Raw genomic sequence first — 23,836 nt, 5'->3', positions numbered from 1 at the left:
ATGCTTTCTTTATTGAAACCTAAAGTGGCAACACATAAGGTTCCTGAAAGTGAAGTGAAAAGTACCTATAATCGTTACCGTATGCAGGCGTTATTCAGCGTATTTATCGGTTATCTTTCGTATTACATTGTCAGGAATAACTTTGTTCTCTCTACACCGTATTTAAAACAAGAGCTTAATCTTTCTGCGACGCAAATAGGGCTGTTAAGCAGTTGTATGCTGATCGCCTACGGTATTAGTAAAGGGATAATGAGCAGTCTGGCGGATAAAGCTAATCCCAAAGTATATATGGCAGTGGGTTTAATACTTTGTGCTCTCGTTAACGTGGCACTTGGTTTTAGTTTCGCATTCTGGATGTTTGCAGGACTTGTCATTCTGAATGGTTTCTTTCAGGGAATGGGTGTTGGCCCGTCGTTTATTACGATCGCCAACTGGTTTCCTCGTAAAGAACGGGGCATCGTCGGTGCGGTCTGGAATATTTCGCACAACGTGGGTGGCGGTATTGTTGCTCCGATTGTCGGCGGCGCATTTGCCGTACTGGGCACTGAACACTGGAAAATAGCAACATATGTTATTCCAGCGATTGTCTCTGTTGTCATTGCTATCGTGGTACTGATGTCAGGTAAAGGTTCACCGGTAAGTGAAGGTTTGCCGCCATTAAACGAAATCGTTCCGGACGACGTCAGCATTAAAGCAAAAGATGATCGTGCGCCGGAAGATATGACGGCCTGGCAAATTTTTTGTACCTATGTGCTTAAAAATAAGAATGCCTGGTTTGTCTCTTTCGTTGATGTTTTTGTCTATATGGTGCGTTTCGGAATTATCAGCTGGTTACCTATTTATCTGTTAAGCGTGAAGCATTTTACGAAGACCGAAATGAGTACGGCATTTTTAATCTTCGAATGGGCGGCTATTCCAACGACATTATTTGCTGGCTGGTTGAGTGATAAATTATTTCATGGTCGCCGTATGCCGCCAGCGATTATCAGTATGGTATTGATTTTCTTCTGCCTGTTGGGCTACTGGAAAAGCGATTCTCTACTCTCTATTACTATTTTCGCTGCTTGCGTGGGCTGCCTTATCTATGTTCCGCAGTTCCTGGCCTCTGTTCAGACCATGGAAATTGTTCCCAGTTTTGCCGTGGGCTCCGCTGTCGGTTTGCGTGGTTTCATGAGCTATATTCTTGGCGCGACGCTTGGTACAAGCCTGTTTGGTATTATGGTCGATGAGGTTGGTTGGGATGGTGGTTTTTATCTTCTGCTTGCTGGTGTTATCTGTTGCATCATTTTCTGTACGTTAACGCACTTTGGTGCGATCGCTATGGAAAAACAACGTCAAAATGATGCTGAGACGTATCAACCAGAGCTTCAGACCCAAAAAAGCTAGGTTTTAGGGCCAGTCACGATGTGATTGGCCTACTCGCTTACTTTCATCACCGATTTCGTACCAGTTTGGTTGCGTAAAGCGCATTTCGAGTTATGGCAAAACGCGATTAACGTTTGCGGCGGGAACGACAATCCCGCTATGCCAGCCGTGTTCACAGTAATCCATTACCACGAAAACAGTGGCCACTCTTTGGCGACGGTAGTGAGTTGTGGCGCATCGAAAAGGGCTTGTGGCGAAACCACCGTTTCCTCAAGCGGGATATTTTTACCGTACCGTTCTTTAAGCTTTCCCTGGACCAGCGGGTTGCTAAGATCGAATTCTTTCAGCTTTTGCTGTTCACCCATGCGCATTCCCAGCGCGTTCTGATAAACCTTCCAAACGACTTCCGAGCAGTACTGACGATCATCGCTCCACGAGAAGCTAAAGTCATACGGTTTGCCGAGATAACGTTTTGCCGTTTGCGCCAGTTTTTGCTGTTGTTCGGTATTCAGTCCGCCTTCAACGCGGCGAACAATGTATTTGCCCTTTTCACCGTGGGCTATCCACTGTTTGAGCGGGGTGTATTTCACCGGGCCGACCGCTTCAAAAACGTAAGGCTTTTTGTTGCGTATCACCAGCATTCCGGTGTGGCTGTAATCGGAATGAGTTGCCAGTTGGATCGCTTTACTTTGCGATGAGCGAGAGATCTGAAAGATGATGTCGCCGGTTTGCGGCTGCCAGGCAAAGGCAGGTACAGAAACCAGCAGGCTGAGGATCAGCAGCCTGTTTTTCATAGTTAAACGTCCATGTATAAAAAAAGCGGTGGGTCGCAGACAACGTGCTCGTTGTTTATGCCGGATGCGGCGTGAACGCCTTATCCGGCCTACAAGTTCGTGCAAATTCAATAAATTGCAATATGACGTAGGCCTGATAAGCGTAGCGCATCAGGCGATTCCACTCCGCGCCGCTCTTTTCCGCATTAGTATTCCCACGTCTCCGGGTTAATCCCCATCTCACGCATGATCTCTTTTGCCGCTTCCGGAATTTCGTCGCTGCGCTCTTTACGCAGGTCGGCATCATCCGGCAGAGGTTGCCCGGTAAAGGCATGCAGAAACGCTTCGCACAGCAGTTCGCTGTTAGTAGCGTGACGCAGGTTGTTCACCTGACGACGCGTGCGTTCATCGGTGAGGATTTTTAACACCTTAAGAGGAATGGAAACCGTAATCTTTTTGACTTGTTCACTCTTCTTGCCGTGCTCAGCGTATGGGCTGATATATTCGCCGCTCCATTCAGCCATGAGATACTTAATCCTCTTCGTCAATAAATTGAAACCAGACCACACAATTAATGTGGGTAATGGCCATAAACCCGCATAGTTTACCGTACAGGCGCTACCGTGACATCGTGTAATGCACCTGTCGGCGTGATAATGCATGTAATTTTAACGGTTATTGGGGAATTGCTCAATCTATACGCAAAGAAGTTTAGATGTCCAGATGTATTGACGTCCATTAACACAATGTTTACTCTGGTGCCTGACATTTCACCGACAAAGCCCAGGAAACTTCATCACATGACGCGTAAACAGGCCACCATCGCAGTGCGTAGCGGGTTAAATGACGACGAACAGTATGGTTGCGTTGTCCCACCGATCCATCTTTCCAGCACCTATAACTTTACCGGATTTAACGAACCGCGCACGCATGATTACTCGCGTCGCGGCAACCCAACGCGCGATGTGGTTCAGCGGGCGCTGGCAGAACTGGAAGGCGGCGCTGGTGCAGTGCTTACAAATACCGGCATGTCCGCGATCCACCTGGTGACTACCGTCTTTTTGAAACCCGGCGATCTGCTGGTTGCGCCACACGACTGCTACGGCGGCAGCTATCGCCTGTTCGACAGCCTGGCGAAACGCGGTTGCTATCGCGTGTTGTTTGTTGATCAAGGCGATGAGCAGGCATTGCGGGCGGCACTGGCAGAAAAACCTAAACTGGTGCTGGTAGAAAGCCCAAGTAATCCATTGTTACGCGTCGTGGATATTGCGAAAATCTGCCATCTGGCAAGGGAAGTCGGGGCGGTGAGCGTGGTGGATAACACCTTCTTAAGCCCGGCATTGCAAAATCCGCTGGCATTGGGTGCCGATCTGGTGTTGCATTCATGTACGAAATATCTGAACGGTCACTCAGACGTGGTGGCCGGCGTGGTGATTGCTAAAGACCCGGACGTTGTCACTGAACTTGCCTGGTGGGCAAACAATATTGGCGTGACGGGCGGCGCGTTTGACAGCTATCTGCTGCTGCGCGGTTTGCGAACGCTGGTGCCGCGTATGGAGCTGGCCCAGCGCAACGCGCAGGTGATTGTGAAATACCTGCAAACCCAGCCATTGGTGAAAAAACTGTATCACCCGTCGCTGCCGGAAAATCAGGGGCATGAAATTGCCGCGCGCCAGCAAAAAGGCTTTGGCGCAATGTTGAGTTTTGAACTGGATGGCGATGAGCAGACGCTGCGTCGTTTCCTGGGCGGGCTGTCGTTGTTTACGCTGGCGGAATCATTAGGGGGAGTGGAAAGTTTAATCTCTCACGCCGCAACCATGACACATGCAGGCATGGTGCCAGAAGCGCGTGCTGCCGCCGGGATCTCCGAGACGCTGCTGCGTATCTCCACCGGTATTGAAGATGGCGAAGATTTAATTGCCGACCTGGAAAATGGCTTCCGGGCTGCAAACAAGGGGTAAAAATGAGTGTGATTGCGCAGGCAGGGGCGAAAGGTCGTCAACTGCATAAATTTGGTGGCAGTAGTCTGGCTGATGTGAAGTGTTATTTGCGTGTAGCGGGCATTATGGCTGAGTACTCCCAGCCCGACGATATGATGGTGGTTTCCGCCGCCGGTAGCACCACTAACCAGTTGATTAACTGGTTGAAACTAAGCCAGACCGATCGTCTCTCTGCGCATCAGGTTCAACAAACGTTGCGTCGTTATCAGTGCGATCTGATTAGCGGCTTGTTACCCGCCGAAGAAGCCGATAGCCTCATTAGCGCCTTTGTCAGCGATCTGGAGCGTCTGGCCGCGCTGCTCGACAGCGGTATTAACGACGCGGTGTATGCAGAAGTGGTGGGCCACGGGGAAGTGTGGTCGGCGCGCCTGATGTCTGCGGTACTTAATCAACAAGGATTGCCAGCAGCCTGGCTTGATGCCCGCGAGTTTTTACGCGCTGAACGCGCTGCGCAACCGCAGGTTGATGAAGGACTTTCTTACCCGCTGCTGCAACAACTGCTGGTGCAACATCCGGGCAAACGTCTGGTGGTGACCGGGTTTATCAGCCGTAACAACGCCGGTGAAACGGTGCTGCTGGGGCGTAACGGTTCCGACTATTCCGCGACACAAATCGGTGCGCTGGCGGGTGTTTCCCGCGTAACCATCTGGAGCGACGTCGCCGGGGTATATAGCGCTGACCCGCGTAAAGTGAAAGATGCCTGCCTGCTGCCGTTGCTGCGTCTGGATGAAGCCAGCGAACTGGCGCGTCTGGCGGCTCCCGTTCTTCACGCCCGTACCTTACAGCCAGTTTCTGGCAGCGAAATCGACCTGCAACTGCGCTGTAGCTACACGCCAGATCAAGGTTCCACGCGTATTGAACGTGTGCTGGCCTCCGGTACTGGTGCGCGTATTGTCACCAGCCACGATGATGTCTGTTTGATTGAGTTTCAGGTGCCTACCAGCCAGGATTTCAAACTGGCGCATAAAGAGATCGACCAAATCCTGAAACGTGCTCAGGTGCGTCCACTGGCAGTTGGCGTGCATAACGATCGCCAGTTGCTGCAATTTTGCTACACCTCAGAAGTCGCTGACAGTGCACTGAAAATCCTCGACGAAGCGGGATTACCTGGTGAACTGCGCCTGCGTCAGGGGCTGGCGCTGGTGGCGATGGTTGGGGCGGGTGTCACCCGCAACCCGCTGCATTGCCACCGCTTCTGGCAGCAACTGAAAGGCCAGCCGGTCGAGTTTACCTGGCAGTCGGATGACGGCATCAGCCTGGTGGCAGTACTGCGCACCGGACCAACCGAAAGCCTGATTCAGGGCCTGCATCAGTCCGTCTTCCGCGCAGAAAAACGCATCGGCCTGGTCTTGTTCGGCAAGGGCAATATCGGTTCCCGCTGGCTGGAACTGTTCGCCCGTGAGCAGAGTACGCTCTCGGCACGCACCGGCTTTGAATTTGTGCTGGCAGGTGTGGTGGACAGCCGCCGCAGCCTGTTGAGCTACGAAGGCCTGGACGCCAGCCGCGCGTTAGCCTTCTTCAACGACGAAGCCGTCGAGCAGGATGAAGAGTCGTTGTTCCTGTGGATGCGCGCCCATCCGTATGATGATTTAGTGGTGCTGGACGTTACCGCCAGCCAGCAGCTTGCTGATCAGTATCTCGATTTCGCCAGCCACGGTTTCCACGTCATCAGTGCCAACAAACTGGCGGGAGCAAGCGACAGCAACAAATATCGCCAGATCCACGACGCCTTCGAAAAAACCGGGCGTCACTGGCTATACAACGCCACCGTTGGTGCGGGCTTGCCGATCAACCATACCGTGCGCGATCTGATCGACAGCGGCGATACCATTTTGTCGATCAGCGGGATCTTCTCCGGCACGCTCTCCTGGCTGTTCCTGCAATTCGACGGTAGCGTGCCGTTTACCGAGCTGGTGGATCAGGCCTGGCAGCAGGGCTTAACCGAACCTGACCCGCGTGACGATCTCTCTGGCAAAGACGTGATGCGCAAGCTGGTGATTCTGGCGCGTGAAGCGGGTTACAACATTGAACCGGACCAGGTACGCGTGGAGTCGCTGGTGCCTGCCCATTGCGAAGGCGGCAGCATCGACCATTTCTTTGAAAATGGCGATGAACTTAACGAGCAGATGGTGCAACGGCTGGAAGCGGCCCGCGAAATGGGGCTGGTGCTGCGCTACGTGGCGCGTTTCGATGCCAATGGCAAAGCGCGTGTGGGCGTGGAAGCGGTGCGGGAAGATCATCCACTGGCTTCTTTGCTGCCGTGCGATAACGTCTTTGCCATCGAAAGCCGCTGGTATCGCGATAATCCGCTGGTGATCCGCGGGCCAGGCGCAGGGCGTGATGTCACCGCCGGGGCGATTCAGTCGGATATCAACCGTCTGGCGCAGTTGTTGTAATCCTGAGCCAGAGAAAGCAGTATTTGCGTAACGCGCCCTGCGGAAAGCGGGGTGCTGTGAGTAAATACTGCTTGTTTATGTAGCCAGTGGATAAATTCTCTGCTGGTTGCCAAAGAGAGCATTTCAGCTTTGCTACTCTTTCCGCCCGTTAATGCACATACCATTTTACGATTTTTTCCCTGCTCCCAGAGTTGCCACTGATTTTTCCACCAGCCGTGATAAGTTGTTCCCTGAAAACGCCAGGGCATATTATTGGTACAGTCAGTTATTTCCTCTTCAATGAACCAAATTTCACCTTGCTGTTGGCGAAACAGATCAGCCCAGACCGTAATAATGGCGCCTCTTAAAAAACACTCGTGTGAAATAACATGAGTTTTAACTGTCGGGAATAAAATATTCAGTACTCTGAAATGCCCGTGTGCAGTGATAACCGGACGCAGAATAGCGCCTTTGGCATTGCGCTTGAGCGCTGCGCTGCCATACTGAATTTCATCAAACTGACTGCGGCGTAGAAATTGTGCTTCGCGCATATCAACGCGGTGTACGATATTGCTATCGTATAGCTCTGATTCTGCTTTTCCTTTAAATCGGTAATGCAGGCTTTCTCCCGCTTGATGCTGCGTGTAATTAGTAGAGAGATGAAGAATATTTCCGTGAATAGCATCGAAACTCATTAAAACATACAGTTTCTGCCCGCCGCTGGCTCCCTGAAATGGCACCAGAAGAGCAACCGTTTCGATTATTTCTGGAGGCGTTATTTCTTTCTGATATTGTTTGGGCGTCCAGACCTTTTTGCAGTTACGGCATTGAATGCGTTGCGAACCCTGTGGATTGTGACCATAACAAATCGTCTCTGTGCCATAACATACCGGGCAGAAATGGCCCTTTTCAGAGGCCCACGTAGATAAGTGAACTGACAACCAGTCACGAAATTGTTGTTCGTCAAACAACGGTGGGTAGCTTCCACATGCCCGGCAGTGCAATGCTGCATAACCCAGTCGATAGTCAGGCCAGCTGTAATCTGTCGATGTTGACCGTCCTAAATTACGGCAACCAAACGACTTGCAGGCATTAATCGTAAACAGAGTCGACATATATCACCAACGATTTCACAAGGTCGTTGATTTTGTCCGGCAACGCTCCCTTGTGGATGTGATTACTCTCACATAAATAACTCTTTCAGAACGTAATGTAGCAATCCTTTAAATCACTGAAAGGGACTATTTATGAAAATTAAAATGCTTGCTGCGGGTATCGCATTAACACTGCCGTTCTGGGCTTGCGCCAAAGATGTCACTATCATTTATACCAACGATCTCCATGCACATGTAGAGCCTTATAAAGTGCCGTGGATCGCTGACGGTAAACGAGATATTGGCGGCTGGGCAAATATCACTACGCTGGTTAAACAAGAAAAAGCAAAAAATAAAGCGACATGGTTTTTTGATGCGGGTGACTATTTTACCGGGCCCTATATCAGCAGCCTGACCAAAGGCAAAGCTATTATCGATATTATGAATACCATGCCATTTGATGTCGCCACAATAGGCAACCATGAATTTGACCACGGCTGGGACAACACATTATTACAGTTGAGTCAGGCAAAATTCCCTATTGTGCAGGGCAATATTTTTTATCAGAACAGCAGTAAATCATTCTGGGATAAGCCCTATACCATCATCGAAAAAGACGGCGTGAAAATTGGCGTTATAGGTTTGCACGGAGTATTTGCCTTTAATGACACGGTATCCGCTGCCACGCGAGTGGGTATTGAGGCGCGTGATGAAATTAAATGGCTACAACGTTATATCGATGAACTCAAAGGCAAGGTTGATTTGACCGTCGCCCTGATCCACGAAGGTGTTCCGGCCCGCCAGTCCAGTATGGGAGGCACGGATGTGCGTCGCGCGTTGGATAAAGATATTCAGACGGCAAGTCAGGTGAAAGGGCTGGATATTTTGATCACCGGACATGCGCATGTGGGTACACCGGAACCGATTAAAGTCGGCAATACGCTCATCCTCTCGACGGACAGCGGCGGGATTGATGTGGGTAAACTGGTTCTCGACTACAAAGAGAAGCCGCATAAATTTACGGTGAAAAGCTTCGAGCTTAAAACCATTTACGCCGACGAGTGGAAGCCCGATCCACAAACGAAACAGGTGATTGACGGCTGGAATAAAAAGCTTGATGAAGTGGTGCAACAAACGGTGGCGCAATCGCCGGTTGAATTAAAACGTGCCTATGGTGAATCGGCATCCCTCGGGAACCTGGCGGCGGACGCTTTACTGGCAGCGGCGGGTAAAAACACCCAATTGGCTTTAACCAACTCTGGCGGTATTCGCAATGAGATCCCCGCAGGGGCGATTACGATGGGCGGCGTCATCAGTACCTTCCCGTTCCCCAACGAACTGGTGACGATGGATCTCACGGGTAAACAATTACGCAGTTTGATGGAACACGGCGCAAGTTTAAGTAATGGCGTTTTACAGGTATCGAAAGGCCTGGAAATGAAGTACGACAGCAGTAAGCCGGTTGGTCAGCGGGTTATCTCACTGACTCTGAATGGCAAACCGATTGAAGATGCGACGGTTTACCCTATTGCTACTCAAAGTTTCCTTGCTGATGGTGGGGATGGTTTTACCGCCTTTACCGAAGGGAAAGCGCGTAACACAACGGGCGGTTATTACGTTTATCACGCCGTGGTTGATTACTTCAAAGCGGGCAATACCATCACGGATGAACAGCTCAACGGTATGCGAGTGAAAGATATCAAGTAAACATACGCATTGAGTTGGTTTACACCTTATTGCCGGATGATGATATCGACGTATATCTCATTCGGCATTTGTATTACGCCGATTCCCGCACCACCAGTTGCCCGGAAAGCGCAATTCTTTGGGTTTGCAAATCCGGGTCTTTTAATTTGCGAATCATCAGGGTCGCTGCCTGGCGTCCGGTTTCTTCACTGGCGGAAGATACATAGGTGAAAACAGGAGAGGTCAGGTTGATATGCAGCATATCTTCAAAACCAATTAGCGCTACCTGCTGGGTCAGAAAGACGTCTTTCCCGACGGTGCGCCCCACCTGATGTATGCCGTTGATGCCGCCAATCATAGCGTCGGGCGAATGGCAGAGCAGGGCGGTAATGGCGTTGTTATTTTCCAGCAGCTGGCGCGTTGCCATGCTGGCAGCCCAGGTGTCACCGTCACAGGCTGGCGTGAACTCGTCACGACCAGCAATGCCAAATTTTGCCAGGGTCTGGCGAAAACCAACCAGTCGCTGCTGACGGATAAGATCACTCTCTCTGCCACCGAGATAGGCAATGTAACGATGGCCGCGCTCAATTAAATAACGTGTGGCAAGACTTGCTGCCTGCTGGTTGTCACGCAACACCAGGTTGCACTCATCTTTGATAGGCGTTTGTGACGCGACAACAAGGGGAAGCGAACACTGGCGGATTAGTGTGGGGAGGGTTTCACGATGCGCATCGGAAGCCAGATAAATCACTCCGGCAACACCTTGTTGCTTGAAGGAAAGTAAACAACGTTCAAGATGTTCATGTTCGTTCTGTGGTTGCCCAAGGAATACCATATAGCCCCTGGCTTCCAGTTCCTGAACAATGCTGGCCATCACTTTGATGGAAAAGCTATCGCTAAAATCACGTAAAATCAGTCCGATAAGATTTGAAGTGTGGGAACGTAAATTGGCGGCGGCAACATTATGCACGTAGCCCAGTTCGTCAATAGCAGCATGAACTTTCCCGATGGTCGCCTCCGAGATTTTCCCTTTCTGGCGCAACACTAGCGACACAGTAGAGACGGAAACTCCGGCTCTTTTGGCAACATCAATTATGCTGACTTTCTTCAAACTCACTCCCTGAACAACGTTGATTTTTTAAATAGCAAGAGGGTTCTGGTCAGGGACCAGAACCTCTGACATCGAGTAATCTTAAGGCTATTTACCGATCATCGTCGACATGGTTTGCGCGATAAATTGCGCTCGCGCGCCAAAAATGACCTGAATGCCGTTATTGCCGACAAAAACCACGCCACGGGCGCCGATATTATTTAGACCATCCTGATCCACCGCTTCTTTATCAGAGACTTCCAGACGTAAACGCGTGATGCAGGAGCCTACCGATTTAATGTTTTGCTGACCGCCAAGTAGCGTGATGATTTCTGTTGCCAGCTCGTCATCGGTTTTATCATTAGCGCTAACCGTAGTTTCAGTACGACCAGGCGTTTTCACATCAAAACGACGAATAACAAAGCGGAAGGTGAAGTAGTAGATCACCGCCATTGGCACGCCGACGATAATGGCGCTCAGGAAGTTGGTTTCGTAGCCGTTAAATGATGGCAGGATGCCAAACGAAATATAATCGATAAGCCCTGCCGAGAAGGATTTTGCAATGTGGGCATGGAGCAGATACATCGCCATATAGGAGAGGCCAGCCATTATCGCGTTGAATACGTACAGTACCGGTGCCACGAAAATAAAGGTAAATTCAACGGGTTCTGTAATACCTGTCAGGAAACAGGTTAATGCGGCAGAGAACAGAATACCGGCGGCAATTTTCTTATTTTTGGTGTGTGCTTCATGGTACATCGCCAGACACGCCGCAGGCAGCGCGAACAGCATGAGCGGGAACTCGCCCTGTAAAAACTTACCTGCGTTATGGTAGCTGTCGCTACTGAACGATTTCACACCTTCTTCCAGCATTTTGAACCAAATTGTTTGGTCACCGTGGATTGTTTGCCCTGCCTGGGTGGTGTAATCACCAAAAGAGTACCAGAACGACGGATACCAGATGTGGTGCAGCCCAAGCGGAATGAGCGCACGTTCTGTCACACCAAAAATAAAGGTCGATGCCGCTTGGTTATCACCATTGACGATAACTGATAGTGCATCGATTCCCGACTGAATATGTTGCCAGACATAGGGCAGTAACAAGCCAAGGATGAAGGAAAGAAAAGCCGTCGCGATAGCGACAAAGCGTTTTCCGGAGAAAAAACCAAGGAATTCTGGCAATTGCATGGTATGAAAACGGTTGTAACACCACGCTGCCAGAATCCCGCATATCAGGCCGCCAAAAACGCCCATTTGCAGTGTGGGGATCCCCACCACCATCGCGTATTTGCCGCCTTGCCCGGCCATTTCTGGCGTGATGCTAAGTACGGTGCTGATGGTGATATTGGTGACAAAAACGGAAACGGCTGCGGATAACGCCGCAATTCCTGATTCAGAAGCCAGCCCTACGGCGGAACCGATAGCAAAAAGCATCGGCAAGTTATCAAAAATAATGCCGCCTGCATTCATCATCAAAGGCAAATGGAATTTATCGCCGAATGCCAGTAACAACCCAGCGGCAGGCAGAAGCGAAATTGGCAGCATTAGGGCGCGACCAATCATCGACAATTTAGAAAGTGACTTCACGAAACTCGACATCAGATTCATGCTGATTTCCCCCGAATAGCGCATAAATCTGCGCGAATTAGTCTTTTTTTGTATAAGTAGAACGTTCTAGTAGAACGTTCTACTTATCGTGGGGGATGCATAATTGCTCTGCAACATAATTTTGGAGAAATTGTTAATAGTTTGAAGTAGTTCAAATAATAAACATGCAGTATTGAATGCAAATTATGGTATCTATTTGTTTTATTTAAATAAGTGTCCAGCTAACACAGACGAGCATATTAATTAACTCTTATTTAAATAAATTTGAAGCCGATGGTTTATCCGTTTATTCATTACTTCGCGCGCGATAATGTGAGAGAACCCATTTACTCCCACATTCAAATGAAGAAAATTCATCTTCCCTGATTTTTCCTCACCATCATGGGGCATTTTTCGGTTGACGCCCCTCGGCTTTTCCTTCATCTTTACATCTGGACGTCTAAATGGATAGATGTTCACAACACAACATATAACTACAAGCGATTGATGAGGTAAGGTATGAGCTTTTTTCACGCCAGCCAGCGGGATGCCCTGAATCAGAGCCTGGCCGAAGTCCAGGGGCAGATTAATGTTTCGTTCGAATTTTTCCCGCCGCGTACCAGTGAAATGGAGCAGACCCTGTGGAACTCCATCGATCGTCTTAGTAGCCTGAAACCGAAATTTGTTTCAGTGACCTATGGCGCAAACTCCGGCGAGCGCGACCGCACGCACAGTATTATTAAAGGCATTAAAGACCGTACTGGTCTGGAAGCTGCGCCGCATCTTACCTGCATTGATGCGACGCCTGCCGAGCTGCGGACCATCGCCCGCGACTACTGGAATAACGGTATTCGCCATATCGTGGCGCTGCGTGGCGACCTGCCGCCGGGAAGCGGTAAGCCGGAAATGTATGCCTCTGACCTGGTGACGCTGTTAAAAGACGTCGCGGATTTCGATATCTCCGTGGCGGCGTATCCGGAGGTTCACCCGGAAGCAAAAAGCGCTCAGGCGGATTTGCTCAACCTGAAACGCAAAGTCGATGCCGGAGCCAATCGCGCGATTACTCAGTTCTTCTTCGATGTCGAAAGCTACCTGCGTTTTCGCGATCGTTGTGTTTCGGCGGGTATTGATGTGGAAATTATTCCTGGCATTTTGCCCGTCTCTAACTTTAAACAGGCGAAGAAATTTGCTGACATGACCAACGTGCGTATTCCGGCGTGGATGGCGCAAATGTTTGATGGTCTGGATGATGACGCCGAAACCCGCAAGCTGGTGGGTGCGAATATTGCGATGGATATGGTGAAGATTTTAAGCCGTGAAGGGGTGAAAGATTTCCACTTCTATACGCTTAACCGCGCTGAAATGAGTTACGCGATTTGCCATACGCTGGGTGTTCGACCTGGTTTATAAGTGCTTTGGTTTCTGTAAAAATCACACGGTGATCACAAAATTAAAACAAAGCACAAAATGCCTCCTCGAAGCGAGGGGGCAGACAAGTAAAACTATTGACTCGCTTTTTCTCCTTCATTCCTTAAAAGAACAGAGAGAAAACAGGGATAAAACCCTTTTTTATAAGGTATTTGTCCGTAATCGGACATAATCAAAAAGGCTTATTTAAGATCAATTTGATCTACATCTCTTTAACTAATGATATGTAAGATCCCAACTATCGCATCCGTGGATTAATTCAATTATAACTTCTCTCTAACGCTGTGTATCGTAAGGGTAACACTGTAGAGGGAGTATATTGATGAGCACGTCAGACGATATCCATAACACAACAGCAGCCGGAAAATGCCCGTTCCATCATGGCGGTCATGACCAGAGCGCCGGTGCGGGAACAACCACTCATGACTGGTGGCCAAAACAACTCCGTGTTGACCTGTTAAACCAACATTCTAACCGTTCTAACCCACTGGGTGAGGACTTCGACTACCGCAAAGAATTTAGCAAGCTAGATTACTACGGCCTGAAAAAAGATCTGAAAGATCTGCTGACAGAGTCTCAACCGTGGTGGCCAGCAGACTGGGGCAGCTACGCTGGTCTGTTTATTCGTATGGCCTGGCATGGCGCGGGGACTTACCGTTCAATCGATGGTCGCGGCGGCGCGGGTCGTGGTCAGCAACGTTTTGCACCGCTCAACTCCTGGCCGGATAACGTCAGCCTGGATAAAGCGCGTCGTCTGTTGTGGCCAATCAAACAAAAATATGGTCAGAAAATCTCCTGGGCCGACCTGTTTATCCTCGCGGGTAACGTGGCGCTGGAAAACTCCGGTTTCCGTACCTTCGGTTTTGGTGCCGGTCGTGAAGACGTCTGGGAACCGGATCTCGACGTAAACTGGGGTGATGAAAAAACCTGGCTTGCCCACCGTAACCCGGAAGAACTGGCAAAACGCCCATTAGCAGCAACCGAAATGGGGCTGATTTACGTTAACCCGGAAGGACCAAATGCCAGCGGCGAACCGCTTTCTGCGGCTGCAGCTATTCGCGCGACATTTGGCAATATGGGGATGAACGACGAAGAAACCGTTGCGCTGATCGCGGGTGGTCATACGTTAGGTAAAACTCACGGCGCAGGCCCGGCAACGCACGTAGGTCCTGATCCTGAAGCGGCCCCGATCGAAAACCAGGGCTTAGGCTGGAAAAGTGATTTTGGTTCCGGTGTCGGTGCCGATGCCATTACGTCAGGTCTGGAAGTGGTCTGGACCCAGACGCCGACCCAGTGGAGCAACTATTTCTTCGAAAACCTGTTCAAGTATGAGTGGGTACAGACTCGTAGCCCGGCAGGCGCCATCCAGTTTGAAGCCGTAGATGCACCGGAAATTATCCCGGATCCGTTCGATCCGTCGAAGAAACGTAAGCCGACGATGCTGGTCACTGACCTGACGCTGCGTTTTGATCCAGAGTTTGAGAAGATTTCACGTCGCTTCCTTGACGATCCGCAAGCGTTCAACGAAGCCTTTGCCCGTGCGTGGTTCAAACTGACGCACAGGGATATGGGGCCGAAATCTCGTTACATCGGACCGGAAGTGCCGAAAGAAGATCTGATCTGGCAAGATCCGCTGCCACATGTGTTCTTCAACCCGAGCGAGGAAGATATCCTTAACCTGAAGACGGCGATTGCTGAGTCTGGTCTCTCTGTGAGCGAGCTGGTTTCTGTTGCCTGGGCTTCTGCCTCCACCTTCCGCGGTGGGGATAAACGTGGCGGTGCCAACGGTGCGCGTCTGGCATTAGCTCCGCAGCGCGACTGGGAGGTTAATGCCGCAGCAGCACGCGCATTGCCGGTGCTGGAGGGGATCTATAAATCCTCACACACGGCTTCACTCGCTGACATTATTGTTCTCGCCGGTGTTGTTGGTGTCGAAAAAGCGGCGAGTGCTGCGGGTATCAGCATCAGTGTTCCGTTCACACCAGGTCGCGTAGATGCACGTCAGGATCAGACGGATATCGAGATGTTCGAGCTGCTCAAACCTGTTGCTGATGGTTTCCGTAACTATCGCGCTGCGTCGGGCGAGGCTACCACTGAATCACTGCTGATCGATAAAGCGCAGCAACTGACGCTGACTGCACCAGAAATGACTGTGCTGGTGGGCGGGATGCGTGTGCTGGGCGCCAACTTCGATGGTAGCAAAAACGGTGTCTTCACTGACCGTGTGGGCGTATTGAGCAATGACTTCTTTGTGAACTTGCTGGATATGCGCTACGAGTGGAAAGCGACCGACGAATCGAAAGAGCTGTTCGAAGGCCGTGATCGTGAAACGGGTGAAGTGAAATACACCGCCAGCCGTGCGGACCTGGTATTTGGTTCTAACTCCGTTCTGCGTGCACTGGCAGAAGTTTACGCCAGCAGCGATGCCCACGAGAAATTTGTTAAAGACTTCGTGGCAGCATGGGTGAAAGTGATGAACCTCGACCGTTTCGACCTGCTGTAACCTGACCTTCTTCAGCGACTGCCTTTCAGGCAGTCGCTGAAGTTTCTTTACCAGCGTATAGTGTCCACAGGAAAACTACACACTGGATCTCTCATGTCTGCCGCAGGAAAGAGCAACCCACTGGCAATCAGTGGCCTGGTTGTGCTCACACTTATCTGGAGTTATAGCTGGATTTTCATGAAGCAAGTCACCAGCTACATCGGTGCCTTCGACTTCACCGCCTTACGCTGCATTTTCGGCGCTCTCGTTTTATTCATCGTTCTTTTGTTACGTGGTCGCGGAATGCGCCCGACGCCGTTTAAATACACCTTAGCCATTGCCCTGTTACAAACCTGCGGGATGGTTGGCCTGGCACAGTGGGCGCTGGTCAGCGGCGGAGCGGGGAAAGTGGCGATCCTGAGCTATACCATGCCGTTCTGGGTGGTGATTTTCGCCGCGTTGTTTCTCGGTGAACGCCTGCGACGTGGGCAATATTTCGCGATTCTGATTGCCGCTTTCGGTTTATTTTTGGTGTTGCAGCCGTGGCAACTCGATTTCTCTTCGATGAAAAGCGCCATGCTGGCGATCCTCTCCGGCGTCAGTTGGGGGGCGAGCGCGATTGTTGCTAAACGTCTGTATGCCCGTCATCCGCGCGTGGATTTATTGTCGTTAACATCCTGGCAGATGCTGTATGCGGCGCTGGTGATGAGTGTGGTCGCTTTACTGGTACCGCAACGTGAAATTGACTGGCAGCCCACCGTGTTCTGGGCGCTGGCCTACAGTGCGATTCTGGCGACGGCGCTGGCGTGGAGCTTATGGTTGTTTGTATTGAAAAACTTGCCTGCCAGTATTGCCGGCTTAAGCACACTGGCCGTTCCCGTTTGTGGTGTACTTTTTTCCTGGTGGCTGCTCGGTGAGAATCCTGGCGCGGTTGAGGGTAGCGGTATTGTGCTGATTTTGCTGGCACTGGCGCTGGTGAGCCGTAAGAAAAAAGAAGCCGTCAGTGTAAAAAGGATCTGAATTTTTTCTTCATGTGGGGCGATCGCTTATTTAACAAAATACCGATAATGCCCCACCATCCGCCAGCTAAACAGTACATCTTCTTCCTGCGCGCCTGCGCCAATGTTATGTATCACCAGCGGCGTACCGTCGCGGGCGAAGCCATCTGACACCACCCCAATATGTGCCAGCCCGTTGTCCAGTCGCCAGGAGACAATATCACCCGCTTGATAGTCCCCGGCGTTTTTGCTGGTGGGGCGTGTTTTATCGTGGCGGGTAAACCAGGTTTCCAGATTAGGCACCCGACGGTGATCGATGTTGCTGTCCGGGCGCTTTAACTGCCATTTTTGCGGATAATCGGCAAAATTCTTCGCCATATCTTCGTGCACCAGTTTCTGCAAATCGACCTTCTGGCTGCGCAATGCACGGATCACCACATCGGAACATACCCCGCGTTCTTGCGGGACATCACCGCCAGGATAAGTAAGCTGCACATACGCCGGATCGTAAAATAGCGTGCTGCCGATTTGCTGTCTGGCACCGTCTGCGATGGCAAGGTTGGTGTTGGCCTGGATTTGTACCACGGTTGGTGGAACGGCGGGAGATTTTAAGGAGTGGCTGGTAAATGCCGTTAGCAGGCTGACCAGCGCCAGTGAAGCTTTCATCTGTTTCATCCGTGAAAATAAGAGTCACAGATTCGACCTTCCGGGCTAACGATTGTTCTGTGGAGAAAATGTCCAGAAGCGGATAAAAAAACTCCCAATCAACGTGGGAGTTTTAGTTTACTGGCACAGAGTGCCGGATGCGGCGTGAACGCCTTATTCGGCCTACAAAAGCACGCAAATTCAATATATTGTAGAGATTGCGTAGGCCTGATAAGCGTAGCGCATCAGGCAATTTTGCGTTCAAACTCCCGGACAAGCCGGGAGTTTGGAGTAGGTTATTCCCACTCTTGCAGGAAACGCTGACCGTACTGGTCGGCTACCAGCAGTGCGGCGTAAACCTGATCTGGCGTCGCGCCGCCAGGCATGTTGTGAATGGTTTCACCTTCTGCACATGCCGCTTCTGCCACAATTCGCATTTTCGCCGGGACATCTTCTTTAATATCCAGTTGAGCGAGAGTTATTGGCAAACCTACCGCATGGCTAAGTGCGGCTACGGTTTCGATTTCCTCCACCGGCGCGTTTTCCAGAACCAGCTGCGTCAGCGTACCAAATGCCACTTTTTCACCGTGATAATAGTGATGCGCATCCGGGATAGCGGTCAGGCCGTTATGCACCGCGTGAGCCGCCGCCAGACCACCGCTTTCAAAACCAACGCCGCTCAAATAGGTGTTCGCTTCAATCACGCGCTCCAGCGCCGGAGTCACTACATGCTGTTCGGCGGCAAGCATCGCTTTTTCGCTTTCTTCCAGCAGGGTGTTGTAGCACAGTTCAGCCAGCGCCAGCGCCGCCTGAGTACACTTACCGCCCGCCATCGTGGTTGCGCCGCTACGAGAGCAGGCACGCGCTTCAAACCAGGTCGCCAGCGCATCACCGATACCCGCTGCTAACAGACGCGCAGGTGCGCCCGCGACGATTTTAGTATCGACAATGACCATATTCGGGTTATTTGGCAGCAGCAGATAGCGGTCAAACTCACCATCATCGGTGTAGATAACAGACAATGCGCTGCACGGTGCGTCGGTAGAGGCGATAGTCGGTGCGATCGCTACCGGAACACCCATGAAATGTGCCAGCGCTTTGGCAGTATCGAGGGTTTTTCCGCCACCGATACCGAGAATTGCGCCACACTGCGCAGTCTCCGCGATGCCACGCAGACGGTCGATCTCATTTTGCGAACATTCACCGCCAAACGGCGCAATTTCTACTACCAGCCCGGCATCTTTAAAGCTTTGCTCGACGGTTGCCTGAGCAAAACCTAATACAAATTTATCGCCAACAACCAACCAACGTTCTGCCAGCGGCTTCAGGTATTCGCCCAGGCGATTAATGACATCAGCGCCCTGGATGTATTTACCCGGTGATTGAATAATGCGGTCCATAATTGCTCCTTTAGAGATGAGTAGTGCCAAATGCGGCATTCCAGTCGTGTTCGAACTTCTCTATAGCTGACTCTACCGCAGGGGTGTTGAGCATTTGTTGCGCTACATCTAAGGGCAGTGTGATGGATTCACATCCTGCCAACAAACAATCCAGCGCCTGACGTGGTGTTTTAAAGCTGGCAGCCAGCACCATGCTTTCTGGCGCGTGCATTTCCAGTAACGCTTGCAGCTCCTGGACGGTACGAATGCCGTCTCCGCCCTGAGCGTCCACGCGATTTACATAGGGAGCAACGTATTTTGCCCCTGCCAGCGCGGCCAGTAACCCTTGTGCAGCACTGTACACTGCGGTGCCAAGTGTAGTAATACCCTCTTTTTTCAGTATTTTAATTGCTGCCAGACCTTCGGAAGTCACCGGGATTTTCACCACAATGCCCGGAATGGCGTCGCGCAGGCGCTTCGCTTCTTCCACCATTCCCTGCGCATCACGACTCATGGTCTGTGCAAACAGAATGCCCTCATCACCAATCGCTTTTTGCAGACGCGGCAGCACTTCCCAGATGGACTCCTTGCTGGCAGCGATAATGCTCGGGTTAGTTGTTACCCCGGCAATGGGGAATATGCGTGCCAGACGTTCGACTTCTGCGACGTTAGCGGTGTCCAGATACAGTTCCATGATGTTTCCTTTTACAGTTCCAGTTCATGTTGCAGCAGGCTGGCGATAGCGTCGGCAGAGGCGGCGTTAACCAGCGCGTTACGGAATTCTTCGTGCATGATGCGACGAGCGAGGCGCGAGAAAATGCGCATATGCTGATCGCCCGCAGCGTGTTTGTTCAGGGTTAACATAATGATGAATTGCGCTTCATCATCGCCCCAGCGCACCGGCGCTTGCAGACGCGCCACGCTGATGGTGGATTGCTCAATGTGTTCTGATTTGCTGTGTGGAATGGCAAAACTAAAGCCCAGACCGGTAGAGAAAACGGCCTCGCGCGCCCACAAGTCGGCTTCTAGTTTACGCGGATAGCGGCAGCGGCCAGCCAGCAGCAGGTTATCGGTCATGCCTTTGAGCACTTCTTCTTTGCTGCGCCAGTCGCTTTCCAGCGTGATGCACTCGGCAGTGACCAGCGGTGCGTCCTGTTGCGTCATACGGAATTGCGCCAGCAGGTGTTCCACTTCCAGCGAAGTCCGGCAGGCCATTGCCTGGTTGAGCAACTGGCGGCATTCGCGGCTATCAAGCTGTGCCATTCGCGCTTTCGCGGCCGGAATCGACGGCGCGCTCATGCTCAGTTCATCCAGCCCTAAACCAATCAGCAACGGCAGCACGGAACCTTTCGCCCCCAGTTCACCGCACAGACCAATCCATTTTCCCTGGCGATGCACCGCCTGCACGGCGTAATCGAGCGCCCGCAAGAATGCCGGATTCAGGCTGTTGTAGTGACGAGTAACCTTAGCGTTATCGCGATCCACCGCCAGCAGATACTGCGTCAGGTCATTACTACCGATACTAAAGAAGTCAATCTCTTCGCAGCATTGATCGATGATGAACATCACCGACGGCACTTCCAGCATAATGCCGAGCTGGATCTTCTCATCAAACGGAATGTGTTCGTTACGCAGTTGCTGTTTGGCTTCTGCCAGTTTTTCTTTCACCCATAAGATCTCTTCCATTGAGGAGATCATCGGGATCATGATTTTCAGGCTGCCGTGAGCGGAGGCACGGAGGATCGAGCGTAGTTGTGTGGTAAATAACGACGCGTACTCTTCATAAATACGCACCGCGCGATAACCGAGGAACGGGTTAGCTTCTGCCGGAATGTTCAGATAATCAACGGGTTTGTCGCCGCCAATATCCATAGTGCGCACAATAATGCTGCGCCCGTTGGCGGACTCCAGCGCCTGACAAAAAATGTTGTACAACTCGCTTTCGCCCGGTGCACTGGTGCGATCCATATAGAGCATTTCAGTACGGAACAAACCAACGCCTTCCGCGCCATTGCCAAATGCGGCCTGCGCTTCCACGGAGTGGGCGATGTTCGCCGCGACTTCGATACGGATACCGTCAGCGGTACGCGCTTGCTGGGTCAGCCAGACACGCTGTTGCTCACGCAGAGCGTCCTGTACGCGGGCTTCTTGCTGATAATAACGGGCTACGGCTTCCCCAGGCTCAACCACAATTGCCCCGGCGTTGCCGTCGATATAAATCGTTTGTTGCTGCCACGGGGTAAGGGCATCGATATCCACACCAACCAGCGTCGGAATGTTGAACGAACGGGCAAGAATTACCGTATGTGACGTAGTGCCGCCGCTTTTCAGTAACAGACCTTTGAGGTGATTTTTATCCAGTTCGAGAAACTGGCTGGGGGTCAGCTCATCCGCCATACAAATAGATGACTGCGTCAGCTTGCCCGGTGCCGGGAAGCGTTGTTCACCGTAGATTTGCTGAAGCAGCTGGAAGCAGACGTCGCGTACGTCCAGCGCACGTTCTTGCAGGTAGCTACTGCTGGAACGGGCGAACTCTTCGCAAAAGTGATTCGCACTGGCGACAATCGCTTCGGCGCAGCTTAATCCGGCACTGACGCCTGCCAGTAAATGTTCGCGCAGGGAAGTATCGCCAGCCAGTGATCGGTGCGCTTCCAGAATCGCGCTGGTGGCACCGTCGCTATCCAGCAGACGAAACTCAATGTTTTTCATCACCAGCGTCAGGCCGTTTTCCAGTGCGGATTGCTCGGCGTCGACGTCTTTGGCAGCGGGAAGATTACCCAGCGCGTTGAGATCTAAAGAAGATATTGGCGTCAGAATGCCGCCTGCGCTACCGCTACATACGGTGCGGGCGCGAATAATGCGCGGATTCAAATTAGTGAGTGAAACCGGCAGCGGCTCCAGCTCGTCAGATTTAACTTCTGCCAGCGGCGCGTCGCAGTGGGGGAATTCATCACGTAACCACTGGCTCAAGCGCTGGTGTGCTGCTTGTTCGTCAGCCCCGGAAATCAGTAACTGGCAGTTATCGCCCACCAGTGTATCGGTGCCAATCAGCGCCAGGGCGCTTTTGGCGTTGCCTTTACGGTCAGTACGCAGGTTATGCCACTCAATTTGAGATGAAAAAGTATTACACAGCGTTTCAACGTGGCTTGCCGGACGCGCATGTACGCCGTTAGGCAGCTCACAAATAAATTCCACAATCAGGGCCATTGCCTCTCTCCCGGTACGGTTTTCTGTTTACAGGATAAGAGCGCATGGCAACGACCTGCCATGTGACAAATCTGCCAAAAGCTGGACAAATGTAATGTAACCGCCAATTTGCGACGCGTCTCACAAGACGCGCCATTCCGGCATGATTCCGAGTTAACGCAAGTTATGAGGCGGATCGCATTTTTGTACTGACATTACAAAAGTCCAGTAAATGGCCTTTTTATCCACTGTTTGACCTGCTTGCGATTGCCTATTGTTTCTCCCATCAAAAAATATGGACATAGGCTTGGGTAAGCCTGGGAGCGACTTATGAATGAGTTGGTACAGATCCTGAAAAACACTCGTCAGCACTTAATGACGGGCGTTTCACACATGATTCCCTTTGTGGTATCGGGCGGTATTTTGCTGGCGGTTTCCGTCATGTTGTATGGCAAAGGCGCAGTGCCTGATGCCGTAGCCGATCCGAATCTGAAAAAACTGTTTGATATCGGTGTTGCAGGTTTAACGCTGATGGTGCCTTTCCTCGCCGCTTACATCGGTTATTCCATTGCAGAACGCTCTGCGCTGGCCCCGTGCGCTATCGGTGCCTGGGTTGGTAACAGCTTTGGTGCGGGCTTCTTTGGTGCGCTGATCGCCGGGATTATCGGCGGCATCGTGGTGCATTACCTGAAGAAAATTCCGGTGCATAAAGTTCTGCGCTCGGTGATGCCCATCTTCATTATTCCCATTGTCGGCACCTTAATTACCGCTGGCGTCATGATGTGGGGGCTGGGGGAACCTGTCGGTGCGTTAACCAACAGCCTGACTCAGTGGCTTCAGGGGATGCAGCAAGGCAGCGTGGTGATGCTGGCGGTGATCATGGGGCTGATGCTGGCGTTCGATATGGGCGGCCCGGTTAACAAAGTGGCCTATGCGTTCATGCTGATTTGCGTTGCTCAGGGTGTTTATACCGTGGTGGCAATTGCTGCCGTGGGGATCTGTGTTCCGCCGCTGGGCATGGGGCTGGCAACGCTGATTGGTCGTAAAAATTTCTCCGCAGAAGAGCGCGAAACCGGTAAAGCGGCGCTGGTAATGGGCTGTGTTGGCGTCACTGAAGGGGCGATTCCTTTCGCTGCCGCCGATCCGTTGCGTGTCATTCCTTCCATTATGGTGGGGACTGTCTGTGGCACGGTGACCGCTGCAATGGTAGGTGCGCAGTGCTATGCAGGCTGGGGTGGTCTGATTGTGCTGCCGGTGGTTGAAGGCAAGCTGGGGTATATCGCGGCAGTGGCTGTTGGGGCTGTAGCAACGGCTATCTGCGTTAACGTGCTGAAAAGTCTGGCGCGTAAAAATGGGTCTTCGACTGATGAGAAGGAAGACGACCTGGATCTGGATTTTGAAATTAATTAATTGAGGAACGAGCCATGACGAAAATTATTGCAGTAACCGCATGTCCTTCAGGTGTTGCCCATACCTATATGGCGGCAGAGGCGCTGGAAAGTGCCGCGAAAGCGAAAGGCTGGGAAGTAAAAGTAGAAACCCAGGGGTCGATTGGTCTGGAAAACGAACTGACTGCGGAAGACGTGGCGAGCGCCGATATGGTGATTCTGACCAAAGATATCGGCATCAAGTTTGAAGAGCGTTTTGCTGGCAAGACCATCGTGCGCGTCAACATCAGCGATGCGGTAAAACGCGCTGACGCCATTATGAGCAAAATGGAAGCTCATCTGACACAAACCGCTTAAGTT

General features: G+C 51.5%; 18 protein-coding genes. 9 read left to right on the top strand and 9 right to left on the bottom strand.

Going from position 1 to position 23,836, the window contains the following annotated elements; translation table 11 throughout:
* A complete protein-coding gene (locus D9736_RS11155; protein ID WP_130206592.1) occupies window positions 1-1,386 on the top strand; it encodes an MFS transporter in 1,386 nt (461 codons plus the stop codon).
* A 164-nt stretch (window positions 1,387-1,550) separates the two neighbouring features.
* Here D9736_RS11155 and D9736_RS11150 read toward each other — a convergent pair whose 3' ends face one another.
* Both D9736_RS11150 and metJ read right to left on the bottom strand, forming a co-directional pair.
* Window positions 1,551-2,159: a YiiX family permuted papain-like enzyme gene (locus D9736_RS11150; protein WP_130258337.1), complete on the bottom strand. Its 609-nt coding sequence runs from the start codon at window positions 2,157-2,159 to the stop codon at window positions 1,551-1,553.
* A gap of 185 nt (window positions 2,160-2,344) precedes the next feature.
* Window positions 2,345-2,662 carry a met regulon transcriptional regulator MetJ gene (gene metJ, locus D9736_RS11145; RefSeq protein ID WP_000852812.1) on the bottom strand — a complete coding sequence of 106 codons (318 nt, stop codon included), beginning with the start codon at window positions 2,660-2,662 and terminating at the stop codon, window positions 2,345-2,347.
* Window positions 2,663-2,938: 276 nt separating this feature from the next.
* Here metJ and metB point away from each other — a divergent pair, with 276 nt between their 5' ends.
* Window positions 2,939-4,099, top strand: a complete 1,161-nt coding sequence (gene metB, locus D9736_RS11140; protein ID WP_130258336.1) for a cystathionine gamma-synthase — start codon at window positions 2,939-2,941, stop codon at window positions 4,097-4,099.
* A gap of 2 nt (window positions 4,100-4,101) precedes the next feature.
* The gene (gene metL / locus D9736_RS11135; protein ID WP_107183224.1) at window positions 4,102-6,534 is read left to right on the top strand and encodes a bifunctional aspartate kinase/homoserine dehydrogenase II; all 2,433 of its coding nucleotides are present in this window, start codon (window positions 4,102-4,104) and stop codon (window positions 6,532-6,534) included.
* Here the strand turns inward: metL and D9736_RS11130 are convergent.
* Window positions 6,498-7,628: a cytoplasmic protein gene (locus tag D9736_RS11130; protein WP_130258335.1), complete on the bottom strand. Its 1,131-nt coding sequence runs from the start codon at window positions 7,626-7,628 to the stop codon at window positions 6,498-6,500. The genes metL and D9736_RS11130 overlap by 37 nt on opposite strands.
* A gap of 132 nt (window positions 7,629-7,760) precedes the next feature.
* Here D9736_RS11130 and D9736_RS11125 point away from each other — a divergent pair, with 132 nt between their 5' ends.
* Window positions 7,761-9,314, top strand: a complete 1,554-nt coding sequence (locus tag D9736_RS11125) for a bifunctional UDP-sugar hydrolase/5'-nucleotidase (RefSeq protein WP_130258334.1) — start codon at window positions 7,761-7,763, stop codon at window positions 9,312-9,314.
* A gap of 73 nt (window positions 9,315-9,387) precedes the next feature.
* On the opposite strand, the gene malI is transcribed toward D9736_RS11125, so the two are convergent.
* Window positions 9,388-10,404 (bottom strand): Mal regulon transcriptional regulator MalI, encoded by a 1,017-nt coding sequence (gene malI, locus D9736_RS11120; protein ID WP_130258333.1) that lies wholly within the window; start codon window positions 10,402-10,404, stop codon window positions 9,388-9,390.
* Between the two features lie 87 nt (window positions 10,405-10,491).
* Complete coding sequence (locus tag D9736_RS11115; RefSeq protein ID WP_130258332.1) at window positions 10,492-11,991, bottom strand: PTS transporter subunit EIIC; 1,500 nt, start codon at window positions 11,989-11,991, stop codon at window positions 10,492-10,494.
* A gap of 498 nt (window positions 11,992-12,489) precedes the next feature.
* On the opposite strand from D9736_RS11115, the gene metF reads away from it, so the two are divergent.
* The 3 genes from metF to yijE all read left to right on the top strand — a co-directional run bounded on the left by metF (window position 12,490) and on the right by yijE (window position 16,900).
* Window positions 12,490-13,380, top strand: coding sequence for a methylenetetrahydrofolate reductase (gene metF, locus D9736_RS11105; protein WP_130258331.1), 891 nt, complete (start codon window positions 12,490-12,492; stop codon window positions 13,378-13,380).
* Between the two features lie 340 nt (window positions 13,381-13,720).
* The gene (gene katG, locus D9736_RS11100) at window positions 13,721-15,901 is read left to right on the top strand and encodes a catalase/peroxidase HPI (RefSeq protein ID WP_130258330.1); all 2,181 of its coding nucleotides are present in this window, start codon (window positions 13,721-13,723) and stop codon (window positions 15,899-15,901) included.
* 93 nt (window positions 15,902-15,994) lie between these two features.
* The gene (yijE, locus tag D9736_RS11095) at window positions 15,995-16,900 is read left to right on the top strand and encodes a cystine transporter YijE (RefSeq protein ID WP_130258329.1); all 906 of its coding nucleotides are present in this window, start codon (window positions 15,995-15,997) and stop codon (window positions 16,898-16,900) included.
* Window positions 16,901-16,926: 26 nt separating this feature from the next.
* On the opposite strand, the gene D9736_RS11090 is transcribed toward yijE, so the two are convergent.
* From D9736_RS11090 to ptsP, 4 genes are all read right to left on the bottom strand, one after another.
* Window positions 16,927-17,544, bottom strand: a complete 618-nt coding sequence (locus D9736_RS11090) for a DUF1287 domain-containing protein (RefSeq protein ID WP_130215297.1) — start codon at window positions 17,542-17,544, stop codon at window positions 16,927-16,929.
* A 275-nt stretch (window positions 17,545-17,819) separates the two neighbouring features.
* Window positions 17,820-18,923 carry a bifunctional L-1,2-propanediol dehydrogenase/glycerol dehydrogenase gene (gldA, locus tag D9736_RS11085; protein WP_130222336.1) on the bottom strand — a complete coding sequence of 368 codons (1,104 nt, stop codon included), beginning with the start codon at window positions 18,921-18,923 and terminating at the stop codon, window positions 17,820-17,822.
* A gap of 10 nt (window positions 18,924-18,933) precedes the next feature.
* The gene (gene fsa / locus D9736_RS11080; protein ID WP_000424838.1) at window positions 18,934-19,596 is read right to left on the bottom strand and encodes a fructose-6-phosphate aldolase; all 663 of its coding nucleotides are present in this window, start codon (window positions 19,594-19,596) and stop codon (window positions 18,934-18,936) included.
* A gap of 11 nt (window positions 19,597-19,607) precedes the next feature.
* The gene (gene ptsP, locus D9736_RS11075; protein ID WP_130222334.1) at window positions 19,608-22,109 is read right to left on the bottom strand and encodes a phosphoenolpyruvate--protein phosphotransferase; all 2,502 of its coding nucleotides are present in this window, start codon (window positions 22,107-22,109) and stop codon (window positions 19,608-19,610) included.
* 309 nt (window positions 22,110-22,418) lie between these two features.
* Here ptsP and D9736_RS11070 point away from each other — a divergent pair, with 309 nt between their 5' ends.
* Window positions 22,419-23,498: a PTS fructose transporter subunit EIIC gene (locus D9736_RS11070; RefSeq protein WP_130215303.1), complete on the top strand. Its 1,080-nt coding sequence runs from the start codon at window positions 22,419-22,421 to the stop codon at window positions 23,496-23,498.
* A 14-nt stretch (window positions 23,499-23,512) separates the two neighbouring features.
* A complete protein-coding gene (locus D9736_RS11065; RefSeq protein WP_130258328.1) occupies window positions 23,513-23,833 on the top strand; it encodes a PTS fructose-like transporter subunit IIB in 321 nt (106 codons plus the stop codon).
* Window positions 23,834-23,836: the final 3 nt, after the last annotated feature.

The sequence above is a fragment of the Escherichia sp. E10V10 genome, assembly GCF_004211985.1.
In the GTDB taxonomy this organism is placed as follows: Bacteria; Pseudomonadota; Gammaproteobacteria; order Enterobacterales; family Enterobacteriaceae; genus Escherichia.
Note: the sequence above shows the minus strand (reverse complement) of the source record. Positions and strands in the feature narration are given on the sequence as shown.

Excerpts from the sequence above, each read along its gene's own strand:
- yijE (WP_130258329.1), top strand. The coding sequence starts at position 15,995 with ATGTCTGCCGCAGGAAAGAGCAACCCACTGGCAATCAGTGGCCTGGTT.
- metB (WP_130258336.1), top strand. The coding sequence starts at position 2,939 with ATGACGCGTAAACAGGCCACCATCGCAGTGCGTAGCGGGTTAAATGAC.
- D9736_RS11065 (WP_130258328.1), top strand. The coding sequence starts at position 23,513 with ATGACGAAAATTATTGCAGTAACCGCATGTCCTTCAGGTGTTGCCCAT.
- D9736_RS11115 (WP_130258332.1), bottom strand. The coding sequence starts at position 11,991 with ATGAATCTGATGTCGAGTTTCGTGAAGTCACTTTCTAAATTGTCGATG.
- fsa (WP_000424838.1), bottom strand. The coding sequence starts at position 19,596 with ATGGAACTGTATCTGGACACCGCTAACGTCGCAGAAGTCGAACGTCTG.
- D9736_RS11150 (WP_130258337.1), bottom strand. The coding sequence starts at position 2,159 with ATGAAAAACAGGCTGCTGATCCTCAGCCTGCTGGTTTCTGTACCTGCC.
- ptsP (WP_130222334.1), bottom strand. The coding sequence starts at position 22,109 with ATGGCCCTGATTGTGGAATTTATTTGTGAGCTGCCTAACGGCGTACAT.
- gldA (WP_130222336.1), bottom strand. The coding sequence starts at position 18,923 with ATGGACCGCATTATTCAATCACCGGGTAAATACATCCAGGGCGCTGAT.
- katG (WP_130258330.1), top strand. The coding sequence starts at position 13,721 with ATGAGCACGTCAGACGATATCCATAACACAACAGCAGCCGGAAAATGC.
- D9736_RS11070 (WP_130215303.1), top strand. The coding sequence starts at position 22,419 with ATGAATGAGTTGGTACAGATCCTGAAAAACACTCGTCAGCACTTAATG.
- metL (WP_107183224.1), top strand. The coding sequence starts at position 4,102 with ATGAGTGTGATTGCGCAGGCAGGGGCGAAAGGTCGTCAACTGCATAAA.
- metF (WP_130258331.1), top strand. The coding sequence starts at position 12,490 with ATGAGCTTTTTTCACGCCAGCCAGCGGGATGCCCTGAATCAGAGCCTG.
- D9736_RS11130 (WP_130258335.1), bottom strand. The coding sequence starts at position 7,628 with ATGTCGACTCTGTTTACGATTAATGCCTGCAAGTCGTTTGGTTGCCGT.
- D9736_RS11125 (WP_130258334.1), top strand. The coding sequence starts at position 7,761 with ATGAAAATTAAAATGCTTGCTGCGGGTATCGCATTAACACTGCCGTTC.
- D9736_RS11090 (WP_130215297.1), bottom strand. The coding sequence starts at position 17,544 with ATGAAAGCTTCACTGGCGCTGGTCAGCCTGCTAACGGCATTTACCAGC.
- D9736_RS11155 (WP_130206592.1), top strand. The coding sequence starts at position 1 with ATGCTTTCTTTATTGAAACCTAAAGTGGCAACACATAAGGTTCCTGAA.
- metJ (WP_000852812.1), bottom strand. The coding sequence starts at position 2,662 with ATGGCTGAATGGAGCGGCGAATATATCAGCCCATACGCTGAGCACGGC.